Genomic DNA, 15825 nt, shown 5'->3' with positions numbered 1-15825 from the left:
CAACCAACATCTTAATGATGTGATGGAGCGCTTTTTTATTTATGTCTCCCGTCTATTCTTCAGACAAGGAGCTTTCTTTTAAGATAACGTCATGCGCGCCGCCCTCGACTAGGCTGGTTGCTGAAACAAGAGCAATTCTTGCTTTGCTTTTCAGCTCATCCAAGCTAAGCGATCCGCAGTTACACATGGTGGATTTAATTTTGCCAAGTGTCTTGTCCAAGTTCTCCTGCAGGCTTCCCGCATACGGCACGTAAGAATCAACGCCTTCTTCAAATAAAAGCTTGCTTTTGCCGCCAGTGTCGTAACGCTGCCAGTTGCGGGCACGATTGGAGCCTTCACCCCAGTACTCTTTCACGAAGTTGTTGCCTACTTTCAGCTTTCTGGTTGGACTTTCATCGAAACGGGCGAAATATCTGCCCAGCATCACGAAATCGGCCCCCATAGCTAAGGCTAGCGTTATATGGTAGTCATGCACGATACCACCATCGGAGCAGATTGGAATGTATGTCCCTGTTTCTCTGAAATATTCGTCTCTGGCTTCAACAACTTCCATGATGGAGGAAGCTTGGCCGCGGCCAATCCCTTTTTGTTCCCGCGTGATACAAATCGAACCGCCGCCGATGCCTACTTTCACGAAATCCGCGCCAGACTCCACGAGGTACAGGAAGCCCTCACGGTCAACAACGTTACCAGCCCCGATTTTCACATTGAAATTTTCTTTCACATACTGAACTGTTTCACGCTGATATTCGCTGTAGCCATCAGAGGAATCAATGACCAGAACGTCTACTCCCGCGTCAACGAGAGCAGGAACTCTCTCTTTATAATCCTTGGTATTGATTCCTGCACCAACAATATAGCTTTTGTTCGTATCAAGAAGCTCCATCGGATTTTCTTTGTGCTCATCGTAATCTTTGCGGAAAACAAGAGTTTCAAGCTTCAATTGCTCGTCAACAATCGGCAAGCAGTTAAGCTTGTGATCCCAAATTAAATTGTTCGCTTCCGATAGGGAAATACCCGATTTGCCGTAAATCAGTTTATCAAAAGGCGTCATAAACTCACGAATCGGACGATCCAACGGATCACGGCTTTTGCGGTAGTCGCGACCTGTGACAATACCTAGCAGCACGCCGTTAGCTGTACCATCATCAGTAATTGCTACTGTGGAATGGCCAGTCTCTTCTTTCAATGCCAGCACATCGCTTAATGTATGATCGGGTGTCAAGTTAGAACGGCTTACAACGAAGCCAGCTTTATACCCTTTCACTTTCCGTACCATTTGTGCTTCCTCTTCAATTGACTGCGAGCCAAAAATAAACGAAATCCCGCCACAACGCGCCAAAGCAATCGCCATTCCATGGTCGGATACGGCTTGCATGACAGCAGATGAAAACGGGATATTAAGCGAGATGGCAGGCTCCTCACCCTTATTGAATTTGACAAGCGGTGTTTTGAGCTTCACATTTGCCGGTGTACAAGACTTGGTTGTAAGGTTAGGAATTAGCAGAAATTCACTGAACGTGCGGGATGGTTCTAGGTAATACGTAGCCACTTTACATTTCCTCCTCATCGATCCATAGGTAAATTTTTTCAATCGTATCATTGAACCTCACCTGTGGTCAATGGTTTTTTCAGGAAAACATTTATTTACCTCTCCCAGATCTGCGGCTCAGCCTCTCCGTTCATATATTCCATGTACGTAGGGGTTATGTCCAGGACGACGTAGTTAGGATCCTGTGGACCGTCAAACCACTTTGCCATTTCGTTAGTCCACAGCTTTTCACGCAGTGCATTATCCTTGTTTATCGTCGCTGTTGCTTGGATCTGCAAAATGTCAGAGGACTTTTTCCCGTCATACCCGACTAGAATGTGAACATTGGGATTGTCCTTCACCTCGTCCACTTTATCCGTCTTCCGATTCGTGGCCAAATACAGGGTCAGCCCCTCATGATGCAGCGCCATATAGCGGACTTTTGGTTTGGTTCCTTCAACCGTAGCAAACGAGCAAATTTTATTGGCGTCTAGAACTTTTTCAATTTGCTCTTCCAATTTATTCTTCGTTTCGATCATGCAGATAATCCCCTTTCATATCAGGTGCTATTTCGTAAGCAGCCTGTGAGTTAACTCCCCTAGATTACCCTGAAAAGGCACGTTTTTATGCGAAAAGCCCCACACCCATCATCGTGACGAGGGGTGTGGGGCTTACTTTTATACAGTTGCAGTCTGGTGCATCGGCATGCTGTAACAGCTAGCTGTACGCTGGGCATCCGGCGGGAAGTGAACGATAAGCAGCTCCTGGCTGGAGTTATCAATCACACCTGTTTGCAGATATGTCTGCAAAGCGAAAGGCAGCACCTCAAGCATCGCATGCTTGTGGAGATCTTTCTCATTGATGCGAAGGAGATGGAAGTCGCCGCTTGCAAGCTCTGGCTGCTCAGCCAAAAGCTTGAGGTAAGCGTTCTGTTCGGACTTCTCCAGCGTGAAATCCCACCAGATTTTACGCGGCTTATACTTATGTCCCAGGAAATAATCCAGCTTCATGAGACCTTCGATAACGGCCATATTCTTCGCTTCACGTTGAAGGAGGAACTCGCGCAAGCGGGTAAACAGATCCTCGAGCTGATGCCCGATTTTCTGCCAGCCGCGGCCTTCCCAGAAGTCACCGAACTCTTGGAAGAAGTCGAATGCCGACGCGAATTCATGAGCGATCAAATATTTGACCGTATGGTCCATACGGTGCGCATTCCAATATTTCTCGAGCACATCCTCAACCCGCTTGATACGAATCAAATCAGTAAAAGGGAGGATATCATTCCCGAGAATCTCATACGGGGCATGATCCATATACACGTAGCCATATTTATGTGCGTCTTTGCGCATGCCGGTGCCTCGCAGCATTTTGAGGAAACCAAGCTGCAGCTCTTCCGGTCCTAGCTCAAATACATCATTAAACGTCTTACGGAATGAATGATAGTCCTCTTCTGGTAAACCAGCGATTAGATCGAGATGCTGATCGATTTTGAAGCTGTTTTTCACCTTGGAGACGGTTCGGCTCAGCTTCATGAAGTTTTGCCTACGCTGCACCAGCTCATTCGTGGTGTCATTCGTCGACTGAACGCCGATTTCAAAGCGGAACGTGCCCGGTGGCGCATTTTCAGCCAAATAATCAAGAACCTCCGGCCGCATAATGTCCGCCGTAATCTCGAATTGGAAAACGACTCCACGGTGATTGGCAATCAGAAATTCAAAAATCTCCATCGCGTAGTCACGTTTGATATTAAACGTCCGGTCAACGAACTTGATCAGCTTCGCGCCAGAATCAATTAAATACAAAAGGTCCGACTTCGTCCGTTCCATGTCAAAGTAACGTACGCCTACTTCAATACTGGAGAGACAGAATTGGCAAGAGAACGGGCAGCCGCGACTTGTTTCGAAATACACGACGCGATTAGCCAAGCTTGGCAAGTCTTCGGTAAACCGGTGCGGGGACGGAATATCATCGAGTTTGAGCTTCGGTCTGCCCGGCATCAGCACGACCTCTTCGCCTTTGCGGTAGGCAAGCCCGTACACGAAGTGGTATTTGCGCGTTGTCGAAATTTCAGTCAGCAATTGGTGGAAGGTCTCTTCGCCTTCGCCCATAACGATAAAGTCAACTTCTGGAATGCGTTCCATCCAGTATTCCGTATCGTAAGAAACTTCAGGACCACCGAGCACGATGAGAATCTCGGGCCTGATTTTTTTAATCATTTTAATAATATGAATCGTCTCTTCAATGTTCCAAATGTAACAGGAAAAGCCCAGCACGTCCGGCGCCTTCTGGTACAGGTCGGAGACAACGTTCATCACTGGGTCTTTGATCGTATATTCGGTAATTTCAACATCAAAATCCTTCTCGCAGAACGCTTTCAAATAGCGCAGTGCCAAGGATGTATGAATGAATTTGGCATTCAGTGTCGTTACTAGTACTTTCATTGTAAAAAGACCTCGTTCTATTCTCGTTTTTCGTACTCTCTAATTCTACACGAAAACCGAGGAAATACAAAGGAGCGAAGAAAGGTGCGTTTAGTAAGTTACAGCACCATATCATCATCTAGCTGCGGATTTTCATAGGGAAACTGTAGATAAGAAGCTTCTTGGATCGCATTTTTCCATCTTTCGGCATGGGAGTGGAGCTGCTCTTCGACATCTTGAATTCTTTGCTGCAGATCGTTGCTGCTGTCGGCCGTTCCACTTTGCAGCGCCTGCTGCAGGGACGTGCGTTCTTCGAACCACTGCGTTAATTGGTATAAAAGCATAGGGAATACCACCTTTTCTCACGTTAGGTAAGTGTAAGTATTCCCTATGTTTGGGGCGTGCATACCGCGATGTAAAACATCGTGCTATTTATCAGGATTATATCCACTTTCTACCAATTAATAGGGGCCCCCTAAGAGAGCAAAGCCCCATCCTGCACAAGCACAGACTGCAGCTCGGCAATATCGATCTCGCCCGGCAGTACGCCGTGCTTAACGGCAAGACCAGCAGCAGAGCCGGCCGCTTGCCCCGTTGCCATGCAGCTCGGAGTCAGGCGTGTCGTGGCTAACGCTTCATGCGTCGTCGAGATACAGCGCCCTGCGGTGAGCAAATTCTCAATTTTTTGCGGAAGCAGGCAGCGGTAAGGGATGTCATAGGCGCCATCACCTTTGACCCAAGCAGCGGTCACGCCCTTGCCGGAAGGATCATGGATGTCGATTGGATACCCGCTCCGCGCGATGACATCCTCAAAATGCCGACCTTGCACGACATCGTCAACTTGCAAAGCATACTGGCCATCGATGCGGCGCGTTTCGCGAATGCCGATCTGGGCGCCGACGGATGAAATCGACGCTTTTTCGAAACCGGGCAGGTTATTCTTCATGAATTCCGCCACCATCAATACCTGCTTGCGTCCTAGCTCTTCCGCCTCGGTCAAATCCTCCACATTGGTGCCGTCAAGCCCTTGGACACGCGTAGTATTGACCAGTACTTCGTCAGCTTCTGGCCCTGTGAAAAAGAGCACCTGATCGCGATTGATCGGCAAATTCGCTTCCTTCCAGTGCTTGAAGTAACCCAGAACACCAGATAAAGGCAGCTCAGCCAACTCGGAGAACGGTGTTTTTTTATAAAACTCATCCGGATGGTCGATCATGTATTGTTTCACGCCCGCCAAATCCACACCGCGCATGCGGAATTTCATCGTCATCGGCTGTGTCAGCTTATCCCCGTCACGGCCCTGCAGGCACGGAGCTCCAGACAAATAAGCGAGATCGGCATCGCCCGTCGTGTCGATAAAAACTTGGCCGCGCACATCAATTCTGCCGGACTTGGACGTGAGCTGTACTGATTGAATGCGGTTATCTACAGTTTCCACCTGATCGACAAAGCTGTGAAAAAGCAGCTTAACCCCCGCTTCCTTGAGCATATCCACTGCCAGCACTTTGTAAATCTCAGGGTGATAAGGCGTTATGGTGTTCACGAATCCAACGGTATCTCGGAGATGCCCTGGCGAGGCATTCATTGCCATAAGACGATCGATAATCTCCTGCGCAAGCCCTTTAATCACCTGCTTGCCGTCCGTCGTATGAAAGGTCATCCATGGATAGACAAGCGCAGCCGTCGACATCCCGCCAATAAACCCATATTTCTCGATCAAAACGGTCTTAGCGCCACTCCGCCCTGCAGCAATAGCCGCATTAACACCCGCTGGACCGCCGCCAACAACAACGATATCCGCTTCTATGATTTTGTTCATATCGATCTCTCCCTTGTATGAAGTTCAGGCCACTATCTCGCTTTTCCCAAGTATAGATGAAATTTAACTTTCAATTTAGTTTAAAATTAGTTTAAAATTACTACATACTTGTACAAGGAGACTCCGGAACTTATGCGCAAAAGAATAACGCTCCACGATCTCGCCGCTCAGCTTGGCCTAACGATTCAAACGGTGTCCAAGGCACTTCGCGGATTACCTGGTATGTCTGAACAAACACGAAGTGAAGTGTTTAAGCTTGCGCGGGAGCTTGGTTATATGACCAAAGATCAGAAGCAAACGCTGCAGCTTGACCATATCTCGCCTTATCCCGTTGTTCAACGCAGATTCGTACTCGTGCAAAACAAGATGTCCTTGAATTTCAATCGCTTGCTGCTGCAAGGCCTTCATGAGAGGTTCATGGAATTCGGACATACCGTTCAGCCGCTGCTCATCCCGCCGGATCTGAAACCTTCACACTTTGAAAGCTGGGCGGAAGATCAAGAACTGCTATATGCAGAGGGAATCTTCATCGCACCGCGAATGAATCACGATCTACTGGAGCAGAAGCTGCTGGAGCTGCCGCTGCCACGGATTTTGCTCAATTTCCCCCCACCAGAATCTAGAGTGGACAGTGTCATTTGGGATGTTTACGAAGCAATGTTCCAAGCCGTACGCAGGCTCGTCCGAATGGGACATCGGAATATTCTGTACGTGGGAGATACGCGAGATCAGAGAGGGTTTGTTATTCGATGGCAAGCGTTCTGCGAGGCAATGAAGGAAGCTGGTTATGCCGTCGATGCGCGGGAGCACGCGACCAAACGTGACGGCACAGACAATTGGCTGCACGATGTCGAGCAGCTCTATCAACTGCGCAAGCCGACGGCCGTTATCTGCGGCATCGACGAGGAGGCTGCGCCAGTGTACCATACTCTGCGTCGAATCGGCGCCCTAATTCCGCAGCAATGCTCATTCATCGCGCTGCTCAACGAGCAAATTGATACACTCCCTTTGTGCTCACGCCCGCAGCTGCCCATCAGGGAATCCGGCTATCGCGCCGCAGACCGGATGCTCTGGCGGATCGCCAACCCGCATTTACCCTTTGAGCATGTGCGGCTGCAAGGAGAATTTTTCATGGGGAGCACACTATCTGTGCATAAGCAGAAATGATTTCAATCCAATAAAAAAGAGGGCAGCTTCACTAAGCTCCCTCTTACTCTTCTTCGCTTGTATAATAGTTAGCGAGCTTGATAAATTCGGCTGCTTTCATTACATTCCCCCTCTTCTCCTCCTGTCCGGACATCCAAGCCGCAAGAACGCCTAGCCTGAATTCTGCTCTTGCTTTCTTTTCAATGAACCATTGGTCAAAAATACCTGGCATAATTTCCTTATGACGCATAAAACGAAATAATCGTTTGCAGCTATCATACATATCCGCTTCGTTATCTTCGTGATGTAAGGCCTGTTTGATATGCTCGAAAAAATCAAGAAGATCGCACTCGATCTTGCACTGCAGATATAAATGCTTGCGATCCGTTTTCAAAATGGAGTTCTGATCTTGATCGTAGATGAGCAACTTTTTCAAATAGTTCAGGTATACCTTTAAATTTTTCAAGGCAATGGGTAAAGGTAGTGCTGGAAATATCGCATCACACAGATCTTCTCTGGTGGAAGAAGGGTGTAAAACCAAGTAGACCAAAATATTTTGGGCATAACGCTTGTTCCAGCCATCCAATATCTCATGCCCGTTCAAGGTTACTCGAAATCCAGATAAAAGTTCCACTTTCATGACGGGTTCCGTGTGCTTTGTAAGTGGAAGCAGGGTTTGCAAGAAAGAATCCCACATGTGTTGGACGGAGCTTGCAATCTCCGACTGTTCCACGCTTTTAGCAACTGCAGGATTATTCATCTTCCTCTTGATAAAGTCTTTGATCCACTGCACGGTTACGTCAGGCTGATCAATAAATAGCGCATTCCCGGCATTAGGAACGACATAAAACGCAGCATCCGGAATAAGCACCGCCGTCATATTTTGGAAAGAAGAAGGATAAACTTTATCACATTCCCCAGCAAGCAGCAGGGTCGGACTTTGAATCAATGATAACTCGTTAATTGGCCGCTGCTCGATTTGCAGCTTAAATAATTTGGTGTAATTTTCAATAGACACGTCGACATACATGTTATACAAACGCTGAGCTTCCTCATGTCGAAACGGATAGACCGTTAAGGATGGGAGAAGAAAATGTTGGAGGATATAGGTCATGCCGTATTTTTCAATCAAAGCTATATAGTTCTTAATGACGGCGCTCCCATCCATCTCTGGAAAGAGCACATTAATCGAAATAAGGATGAGGCACTTGACTAACTTCGGGTATCGGGTGGCGAAAAAAATGGCCAAGGACCCTCCAAAACTATGGCCTATCAGGTGAAAATTCTGCAGATTCAAATGCCGGATCAGCACGTAAATATCATCAACAAACAGGTCCCATGAGATCTCGCCTAAGGTTGGTTCACTTTGTCCGCATCCACGCAAATCAACAAGCAGAAGATTGTAATCCTCTTTTAACCCGTCAATTAAATGTCCCCATCGTGAGGAGTCAAAACCATTTCCATGGAAAAAAACAATCGTTTCTTCGGAGTCGCGCGTGGATGTAAGTAATTCGTAGTAGAGGCTAACGCCATTGACTTGCGCAAAAGACACCGATGCACCACCATTCCATTCTATGTTAGGTTATATCATATAAGGAACGGGGCATTTAAACAATATGACTAGCTGTACAAAAATCTTTGGAGGTTTCAACCTTTCCATACAAAAAAGCGCAATCCGAAGAGTGCACTTTCCAGAGTTTATCTATTAATTAGCAATGCGCAGTGATGTTTTGACAATAACCATGGCGTTGGCAATGGTAACTCTGTAACCCAGATTAACAGCCTCAGAAATAATCTGTACAACTTGCTCCTGATGCAAAGTAGTTGCGGGAAGAAACCTTTGGTAAACGGTTAGAACATCCTCATAAACCAACTCCAAGACTTCAAACGGAGGCATAACCGCGTTATAGTACTCATCAATGAAGGCATCGCTTTCTATGAATACATCTTCCGTAGGCAGCCTGTATCCCCTGGCCTCCAGAACAATTTTGGCAATCCGATTGCCTTTAACCGCCGCATAACAAATAATATTGTCTCTGAGCAGCTGAGCTTCTTCCTGATTCAAAGCTCGTAATTGGGGCGCCGAACCCGTCAGGAAAACTTCCCACATAGTTTCCAGCATAACCTGCATATTTTGTAATAACGTGTCCGCATTATCGTCAATCCGGGCTTTAGTGTTGCATAAGATCGTTTCACGGTTATCATTTAGTGTTGTATTGACAGTTGCCATATAAGAGGCCAACTTGGCTTGATTCCGCTTAATTGCTGCTAGCTCTTTGGCGACAACGCCTTTTTCCATCTGCTCCTTCACGGCCTCTATGAATTGTTTCTGCTTCCCTACATACCATAAATAACGGCCTGTCCCCTGCTCAAAAGAACCTTCAATCCAGACAACAGGCTGAGAATCGATCGTATCAAACCCCATGCCGGTTGTATGCAGCAGTGGGAACATCTCCATTTTTTTTTTATTTCGGTCAAAGAATGCGATATAATGGTTCGTCACCGCAAGAAAACCCTGACTAACGCCAGAGTTGCTTGCATCTGTGAGGAAATGCGGTGTTTCACTGGTTAGCTCACGAACATAAGTGATAACTTTCGTTCTATACAAAAACGTTCTATGCAAATATTGAATCCCTTGCAAGAAGACCCTGCGTGCTTGCCGGAACGTTAAGAAATCGGTCGATTTTCCCATATTGAACAGTACCCGCCCTTCTATCTATGTAAGGAGCATAATTTCTATTGATATGCTCTTACTATACGCTTTCGGCGGTTACACAAAAGTTACAGGAAACCTAAGCTTTGGGCTTATGCACACATGAAATTCCGTGCCAACGTTTCTATTGTTTTTGTGAACATGATATATTGTTAGACATACACGATTAGATCGGCGTGCGTATGTATTGAAAAGGAGGTCATTTTTATGCCCAAAAAGCAAAGCAAGCATCAAAGCCCTAGCAAAAACCAAAATCACAACCCCAAGCTCAAAATCAGCAAGAGCCAAACGCATAAACCTGTTTCAACCAAGGCCGTCACGGAGGCGAACACTCGCCAGTATACGGTTAAGGAAGCAACAGAGCTTCTGCCCTTCTTATTGGAAAAGCTTTCTGGCGTAGGCCGAAATTCCGTGAAAGCCACCCTGGCCCGCGGTCAGGTTTCGGTGAATGGAAAAGCCGTCACAGCTTACAATCACCCCCTGCAGCCTGAGCAAACGGTAACGATTAGCAAAGAGAAGATCGTGGAAAATATCCCACTCGCTGGGATGTCCATTTTGCACGAAGATGAGGATGTTATCGTTATTCAAAAGGACACGGGTCTACTATCGATCGCGACCAATCCAGAGGAAAATCAAATTACCGCCTACCGCCAGCTGACGGCACATGTGCGTAACCATGATCCGAAAGCGCGGATTTTCGTTGTGCATAGACTTGATCGGGATACGTCAGGTGTCATGATGTTCGCCAAAAATGAAAAGGCTCAGCAGCACCTGCAAAACAATTGGCAGGACAGCGTGAAAGAGCGTACATACGTAGCTCTGGTGGAAGGATTGGTCAAGAAATCAGAAGGCACCATTTCTTCCTGGCTGAAGGAGCATGCCAAATCTCTTAAAATGTACTCGACACCTTATCCGAATGACGGTCAGCACGCCGTAACGCATTACAAAACGTTACAAGCAAACCGGAATTTCTCCCTGCTTGAAGTTAATCTGGAAACAGGGCGTAAAAATCAAATCCGCGTCCACATGCAGGACATCGGACACCCTGTAGTAGGCGATAAGAAATATGGTTCGAAAACGAAGGAAATTGGCCGTCTCGGACTTCATGCGCGTGTACTTGCCTTTTTGCATCCGACAACAGGTGAGCTGCTGCGTTTTGAGACGAACATTCCGAAGCTGTTTATGAACCCTTTCCGTGAATTGCCCGCAAAAAAATAAGCCATTAGGAGATCTCACAAAATGCGAATTGTTGTGCTTGACGGGTATACGTTAAATCCTGGCGATTTGAGTTGGGATGGTTTACACGCTCTTGGAGAGGTTATTGTCTATGAGCGCACCGCTGAATCACAGATTGTCGATCGCGCGACTGGCGCCGACATCGTGTTAACGAACAAGACTCCGCTTTCTGCTGCGACATTGCAGCAGTTGCCGAATCTTCGCTACATTGGCGTCCTTGCAACGGGCTATAACATCATTGACATACAAGCAGCTAAGGAGCACAACATTCTTGTGACCAATGTTCCCGCTTACAGCACGCAATCTGTTGCTCAGTTGGTTTTTGCTCTATTGCTGGAGTTTTGCCACCGAGTGCAGCAGCATAGCGACAGTGTTGTAAAAGGAGATTGGTCCGGCTCGATCGACTTCTGCTACACGGTATCTCCCCTCATGGAGCTTAGCGGCAAAACGATTGGGCTCATCGGCTTAGGTCAAATCGGCAAACAAACAGCCCTCATCGCACAGGCCATGGGCATGAACGTAGTTGCAACTGGCAGTGGTAGGCGTACTCCTGAGCCAGTCGATGGTCTTACTTGGGTACCGCTGGAAGAGCTTCTGCAGCAGTCCGATGTCATCTCTCTCCACTGTCCGTTGACCCCGGAGACCAAAGAGCTTATTAATACAGAGCGAATTGCACTTATGAAGCCTACGGCTATTCTCATAAATACGGCAAGAGGCGGTCTTCTGAATGAAGCCGATGTTGCGCAGGCCTTGAATCAAAGGCGTCTGGCAGGTGCCGGTCTCGACGTGTTGACTGTAGAGCCGCCAACATCGGATAATCCCTTGCTGCTTGCGCGAAATGTGCTTATTACGCCGCATATTGCTTGGGCCACCAAAGAAGCGCGTGCTCGGCTGATGACGACAGCCGTTAGTAATGTGCGTGCCTTCGTTGACGGGCAGCCACGGAATTTGATTGGGTGATAGATTCAAGGAATATGAAAAGAGGGCCGAGATTCCAAGGTTGTTGGAATTTCGGCCCTCTTTTTGGTGATGGTGCTGCCTGCGTGCATTGAAGGAACTACAGGGCGTTATTTGACGTGAACAGCTGGAAATAGCTGACTTGGCGGAACTGCAGGGCGCTATTTCCGTTCTCAAGGTTGATTTTCTCCGAGAACCGGGAGAATAGCGGACTCCAGTTCCCTTTGCTGCCGGGAATGGTGGCATAGGTGACTGTAGTTCCCCTATTAGGTACGGCGGGTGGTGCAGGGCAGAGCCAAGGTGAGGCAGAGATGAGCTAGGGTAAGGCTGGCAAGGCATAACCGAGCTGAGGCAAGCATAGATGAGCCTACTTCAGCAGTGCCGCATAATCCATCTGCGGCACAATGCCCGCCTCTGCTGCGCGCTGAAGCAAGGTCAACACAGCGCCATAACCGTCATCGCCAAGATTAGCGGTGAACTCGTTCACGTACAGGTCAATATGCGCCTGAGCGACCTGCGGGTCCATCTCCTGCGCGTGCTGCATGACGTAGTCGCGCGAAGCTTCCGGATGCGCCCACGCGTATTCCACAGAGGCGCGGGCCCAGCCCGCAAGCGCCTCAAGATCCATCGTGCGCCGCGCTACAATGGCGCCGAGCGGGATCGGCAAGTTGGTATCTTCTTCCCACCAACTGCCCAGATCTTTGAGAAGCGCTAACCCGTACGACGGGTAAGTAAAGCGCGCTTCATGAATCACTAGGCCGGCGTCAATCTGGCCGTCCCGTACGGCAGGCATGATCTCGTGGAACGGCATGACCACGATTTCACCCACGCCGCCGGGAACGTTCTGTTCAGCCCAGAGGCGGAACAGCAAATACGCGGTCGAGCGCTCGCTTGGCACTGCGACCCGGCGGCCGCTAAGCTGTGCCGGGTCAGGATCTGCTGCGCCGGACTGCGTCAGCACGAGCGGGCCGCAGCCTCTGCCCAAGGCACCGCCGCAGGGCAGCAGGGCGTACTCTTTCAGCACCCATGGGAGTGCTGCGTAAGAGATTTTGAGCACGTCGGGGCCAGTGCCTTCGGCAGCCAGCTTGTTCGTAATGTCGATGTCGGCATATAAGACATCCAGCTCTGGAGCGCCGGGGATTAAGCCGTGCGCCCACGCATGGAAAACAAAAGTATCATTGGGACAAGGTGAATACGCAATTTTCATTTTAAAGCACCTCCGCTAAGACTGAACTTGCTGCTTCTAAAGCTTGTAGAGCGTCGCCGATGCGCCAGGCATCGCGGTCACGTGGACCGACCGCGTTGGAAATCGCGCGGATTTCAATCACAGGCACGCCGCGCAGTGCGGCGGCCGTGGCAATGCCGAAGCCTTCCATGGCTTCGGCAGCAGCTCCGGGCACGCGCGCCGCTAGCAGGGCTGCGGTAGCCGCCGTCCCGGTGGCTGTCGCTACCGTGAGTACCGGCGCAGTGCGCGCGCTAAGACCGGCGGCGGTGAGCGCCGCCGTTAATCGCTCGGCCGTGCCCGTCGCAACGCTGATACGCGTTGTGCCGAAGCCGAGGTCGTCGAGGGAGCTGAAGCCGTCCAGCAGCTCCACACCAAGATCTGCGGCGATGATTTCGCTCGCGACTACAAGCGATCCGATCTCCGCTTGTCCGGGAAATCCGCCGGCAATACCCGCGATAACAACCAAATCATATTGTGCTGCGGCAAGCACCATTGCGCCATTAACGGCTGCTGCTGCAAGACCTACGCCGGCCAAAGCGAATTCAAACCTGCTGTCATGGCCAAGCCCCCGCTGCACAGCATCCCTTTCAGGCGCTACTGCCGTCATAATAAGTACACGCATTATTAGGCCAATCCCCTTTTTAATCAAAAACCATGATGATTATTTTATAGATTATTTTACATGACTAGGACCAAATAAGAAACTTTTGAACACTTCCGCTACAGCCGTCTTGACTTCCATAACTAATTTAATTATTATCTAATTAGATATTTGATAAATTAGTTTTGAATAGGAAGGTGCCCCTGCCATGCAGTTAGATAAAATTATCACCTACCACAAAGCGCTGTCCGACGCGACGCGTATTCGCATGCTCATTTTGCTCAGAGACGGGGAATTGAACGGTCAAGTGCTAGCGGAGAAATTAGGCGTTACACCCGCTACAATTACTCATCATGCTGCCAAACTTCGCGAAGCCAGCCTCATTCACGAACGCAGAGACAAGAATACGATTTACTTCGCGTTAAACGAATATTTTATCCGCAGCAACGCCAGCGCGACAGCTGACCTCATTTTCAAAAATCAGAAAGGAGAATCAGCATCCATGCAGACGGAAGACACGCGTCAGAACCTGAAGCAGTCCATTATTCGCAATTTCTTCACCCACGATGGTAAGCTCAAGCATATCCCTTCTCAACTTAAAAAGAAGCTAATCGTACTGGGGCATCTCATCGACCAGCTCGAAAAGGGACGCACGTATACAGAGAAAGAGCTTAACGAGTGGATTAAGCAGTACCATCCCGATTTTGCAACGATTCGCCGGGAGTTTATCATGCATCAGTTTATGTTCCGGGAAAACGAGATCTATGAGATGAATCCGCCCGAAATGTGGGCCAAATGGGAAACCTTATCCTGATCGGCTCCGCACCGCAACGTTAAATGGACACGTCCCCAAATAAAAATGATAAATATGGACATTCATCCATACACCCTCTAGATGAATGACATATAGTAATTTTGTGAAGGGAGGGATAGACATGAGTTGCGGATGCGGAACAACCTACAATGGAGCTGCTGTAGTCCTCGTTTTATTCATCCTCTTGGTTATCGTTCTAAGTACCTTCGGATTTGGTTGGTAATGACTTTTAAAAGCGGCTGGGACGATGAATTCGTCTCGGCCGCTTACTTTTTTGTGAGCTTTTACGTTATAATGGAAGCCTGTATCGTTCTTATTACCTACTCAGGATGGAGACGAGGAATTGTGGCTACTCCGATTTTAACCATTGTGGTCCCTTGCTATAACGAAGAAGAAGTCCTTCCGGAAACGGTATTCCGGCTCAGCGGCGTAATCGACGCCCTCATCACAGATCATCTAATCGCAAGCACGAGCACTATGCTCTTGGTTGATGATGGCAGCAAGGACGCAACGTGGTCGCTTATCGAGCGTTTTCACGCCTCAAACTCCTTTGTTACCGGGCTTAAACTGGCCCGAAATGCAGGGCATCAAAGCGCCTTGCTTTCCGGTCTCATGCATGCCAAAGCTTATTCCGATTGCGTCGTATCCATCGATGCGGATCTACAGGATGACACGGATGTTATCCGAGAATTCGTCCTCAAATTCCGTGATGGCTACGATATCGTATACGGTATCCGGCAGGATCGATCTGCAGATACTTTTTTCAAACGGGCAACGGCGCAAGGTTTTTATAAACTAATGACTTCCCTTGGTGTGAAAATACATTACAACCACGCGGATTTTCGCTTAATGAGCAAACGTACTCTCGATAATTTGGAGAAATTCCAAGAGGTTAATTTATTCCTGCGTGGGATGGTGCCGCTTCTTGGCTTCCCGTCTACTCAGGTGTACTACGACCGTAAAGAGCGTTTCGCCGGAGAGTCGAAGTATCCGCTGCGCAAAATGCTTGCCTTCGCTTTCGACGGCATCACGTCTTTCAGCGTAACACCGATCCGTTTCGTTACATTAATGGGTTTCGTCCTGTTCCTTCTCAGTGTCTTTGCTGGCTTATACGCCATTATCGGCAAACTGCTGGGAGCCAATGTGACTGGCTGGACTTCACTGGTCTTGTCGGTTTGGTTCATTGGGGGCGTACAACTGCTCGCGCTTGGTCTAATTGGCGAATACATAGGAAAAATATATAAAGAAGTGAAGCAGAGGCCGCTTTTTGTCATTGAAAAGGTATTGAAAGCAAGCTCTCAGGAACAGGATGAGTTACAGGTAAACCCTCCATCCGTCCCGGCTGCTTCGAACCGTCGCTAAC

At 48.5% G+C, this 15825-nt stretch carries 15 protein-coding genes; 6 read left to right on the top strand and 9 right to left on the bottom strand.

What is annotated here, in order from left to right:
* Window positions 1–52 precede the first annotated feature (52 nt).
* The 5 genes from AC58VC_RS23690 to AC58VC_RS23670 form a co-directional block, all read right to left on the bottom strand.
* Complete coding sequence (locus tag AC58VC_RS23690; protein WP_497371948.1) at window positions 53–1552, bottom strand: IMP dehydrogenase; 1500 nt, start codon at window positions 1550–1552, stop codon at window positions 53–55.
* Between the two features lie 95 nt (window positions 1553–1647).
* Entirely contained in the window at window positions 1648–2070 is a 423-nt protein-coding gene (locus tag AC58VC_RS23685; RefSeq protein ID WP_497371946.1) for a pyridoxamine 5'-phosphate oxidase family protein, read from the bottom strand.
* A gap of 138 nt (window positions 2071–2208) precedes the next feature.
* Window positions 2209–3972 (bottom strand): B12-binding domain-containing radical SAM protein, encoded by a 1764-nt coding sequence (locus tag AC58VC_RS23680; RefSeq protein ID WP_497371944.1) that lies wholly within the window; start codon window positions 3970–3972, stop codon window positions 2209–2211.
* A gap of 98 nt (window positions 3973–4070) precedes the next feature.
* Window positions 4071–4295 (bottom strand): hypothetical protein, encoded by a 225-nt coding sequence (locus AC58VC_RS23675; protein ID WP_497371942.1) that lies wholly within the window; start codon window positions 4293–4295, stop codon window positions 4071–4073.
* Between the two features lie 131 nt (window positions 4296–4426).
* Entirely contained in the window at window positions 4427–5770 is a 1344-nt protein-coding gene (locus AC58VC_RS23670; RefSeq protein WP_497371940.1) for an FAD-dependent oxidoreductase, read from the bottom strand.
* A gap of 132 nt (window positions 5771–5902) precedes the next feature.
* Between AC58VC_RS23670 and AC58VC_RS23665 the strand changes: the two genes are divergently transcribed.
* Window positions 5903–6937 (top strand): LacI family DNA-binding transcriptional regulator, encoded by a 1035-nt coding sequence (locus AC58VC_RS23665; protein ID WP_497371938.1) that lies wholly within the window; start codon window positions 5903–5905, stop codon window positions 6935–6937.
* 43 nt (window positions 6938–6980) lie between these two features.
* Here AC58VC_RS23665 and AC58VC_RS23660 read toward each other — a convergent pair whose 3' ends face one another.
* Together AC58VC_RS23660 and AC58VC_RS23655 are read right to left on the bottom strand one after the other, a co-directional pair.
* On the bottom strand, window positions 6981–8468 hold the full coding sequence (locus AC58VC_RS23660) for an alpha/beta fold hydrolase (RefSeq protein WP_497371936.1): 1488 nt from the start codon (window positions 8466–8468) through the stop codon (window positions 6981–6983).
* Between the two features lie 153 nt (window positions 8469–8621).
* Window positions 8622–9608 carry a hypothetical protein gene (locus AC58VC_RS23655; RefSeq protein ID WP_497371934.1) on the bottom strand — a complete coding sequence of 329 codons (987 nt, stop codon included), beginning with the start codon at window positions 9606–9608 and terminating at the stop codon, window positions 8622–8624.
* A 228-nt stretch (window positions 9609–9836) separates the two neighbouring features.
* On the opposite strand from AC58VC_RS23655, the gene AC58VC_RS23650 reads away from it, so the two are divergent.
* The gene (locus AC58VC_RS23650) at window positions 9837–10847 is read left to right on the top strand and encodes an RluA family pseudouridine synthase (RefSeq protein WP_497371932.1); all 1011 of its coding nucleotides are present in this window, start codon (window positions 9837–9839) and stop codon (window positions 10845–10847) included.
* Window positions 10848–10868: 21 nt separating this feature from the next.
* Window positions 10869–11825: a D-2-hydroxyacid dehydrogenase gene (locus AC58VC_RS23645; protein ID WP_497371930.1), complete on the top strand. Its 957-nt coding sequence runs from the start codon at window positions 10869–10871 to the stop codon at window positions 11823–11825.
* A gap of 364 nt (window positions 11826–12189) precedes the next feature.
* On the opposite strand, the gene AC58VC_RS23640 is transcribed toward AC58VC_RS23645, so the two are convergent.
* Window positions 12190–13029 (bottom strand): 1,4-dihydroxy-6-naphtoate synthase, encoded by an 840-nt coding sequence (locus tag AC58VC_RS23640; protein ID WP_497371928.1) that lies wholly within the window; start codon window positions 13027–13029, stop codon window positions 12190–12192.
* Between the two features lies 1 nt (window position 13030).
* Window positions 13031–13669: a futalosine hydrolase gene (locus tag AC58VC_RS23635; protein ID WP_497371926.1), complete on the bottom strand. Its 639-nt coding sequence runs from the start codon at window positions 13667–13669 to the stop codon at window positions 13031–13033.
* A 187-nt stretch (window positions 13670–13856) separates the two neighbouring features.
* Between AC58VC_RS23635 and AC58VC_RS23630 the strand changes: the two genes are divergently transcribed.
* The 3 genes from AC58VC_RS23630 (at window position 13857) to AC58VC_RS23620 (ending at window position 15824) form a co-directional block, all read left to right on the top strand.
* Window positions 13857–14462, top strand: coding sequence for a DUF2087 domain-containing protein (locus AC58VC_RS23630; protein ID WP_497371924.1), 606 nt, complete (start codon window positions 13857–13859; stop codon window positions 14460–14462).
* 121 nt (window positions 14463–14583) lie between these two features.
* Entirely contained in the window at window positions 14584–14685 is a 102-nt protein-coding gene (locus AC58VC_RS23625) for a YjcZ family sporulation protein (protein ID WP_157317989.1), read from the top strand.
* 71 nt (window positions 14686–14756) lie between these two features.
* Window positions 14757–15824, top strand: a complete 1068-nt coding sequence (locus AC58VC_RS23620) for a glycosyltransferase family 2 protein (RefSeq protein WP_497372142.1) — start codon at window positions 14757–14759, stop codon at window positions 15822–15824.
* Window position 15825: the final 1 nt, after the last annotated feature.

Source organism: Paenibacillus sp. J22R67 (assembly GCF_059692175.1).
The sequence above is the reverse complement of the archived record's forward strand: the minus strand, read 5'-3'. Positions and strand labels throughout refer to the sequence as shown.

What these genes read in the sequence shown, in the direction of transcription:
- AC58VC_RS23685 (WP_497371946.1), bottom strand. Translation starts at nt 2,070, where the DNA reads ATGATCGAAACGAAGAATAAATTGGAAGAGCAAATTGAAAAAGTTCTA.
- AC58VC_RS23680 (WP_497371944.1), bottom strand. Translation starts at nt 3,972, where the DNA reads ATGAAAGTACTAGTAACGACACTGAATGCCAAATTCATTCATACATCC.
- AC58VC_RS23675 (WP_497371942.1), bottom strand. Translation starts at nt 4,295, where the DNA reads ATGCTTTTATACCAATTAACGCAGTGGTTCGAAGAACGCACGTCCCTG.
- AC58VC_RS23670 (WP_497371940.1), bottom strand. Translation starts at nt 5,770, where the DNA reads ATGAACAAAATCATAGAAGCGGATATCGTTGTTGTTGGCGGCGGTCCA.
- AC58VC_RS23665 (WP_497371938.1), top strand. Translation starts at nt 5,903, where the DNA reads ATGCGCAAAAGAATAACGCTCCACGATCTCGCCGCTCAGCTTGGCCTA.
- AC58VC_RS23655 (WP_497371934.1), bottom strand. Translation starts at nt 9,608, where the DNA reads ATGGGAAAATCGACCGATTTCTTAACGTTCCGGCAAGCACGCAGGGTC.
- AC58VC_RS23650 (WP_497371932.1), top strand. Translation starts at nt 9,837, where the DNA reads ATGCCCAAAAAGCAAAGCAAGCATCAAAGCCCTAGCAAAAACCAAAAT.
- AC58VC_RS23645 (WP_497371930.1), top strand. Translation starts at nt 10,869, where the DNA reads ATGCGAATTGTTGTGCTTGACGGGTATACGTTAAATCCTGGCGATTTG.
- AC58VC_RS23640 (WP_497371928.1), bottom strand. Translation starts at nt 13,029, where the DNA reads ATGAAAATTGCGTATTCACCTTGTCCCAATGATACTTTTGTTTTCCAT.
- AC58VC_RS23635 (WP_497371926.1), bottom strand. Translation starts at nt 13,669, where the DNA reads ATGCGTGTACTTATTATGACGGCAGTAGCGCCTGAAAGGGATGCTGTG.
- AC58VC_RS23630 (WP_497371924.1), top strand. Translation starts at nt 13,857, where the DNA reads ATGCAGTTAGATAAAATTATCACCTACCACAAAGCGCTGTCCGACGCG.
- AC58VC_RS23625 (WP_157317989.1), top strand. Translation starts at nt 14,584, where the DNA reads ATGAGTTGCGGATGCGGAACAACCTACAATGGAGCTGCTGTAGTCCTC.
- AC58VC_RS23620 (WP_497372142.1), top strand. Translation starts at nt 14,757, where the DNA reads ATGGAAGCCTGTATCGTTCTTATTACCTACTCAGGATGGAGACGAGGA.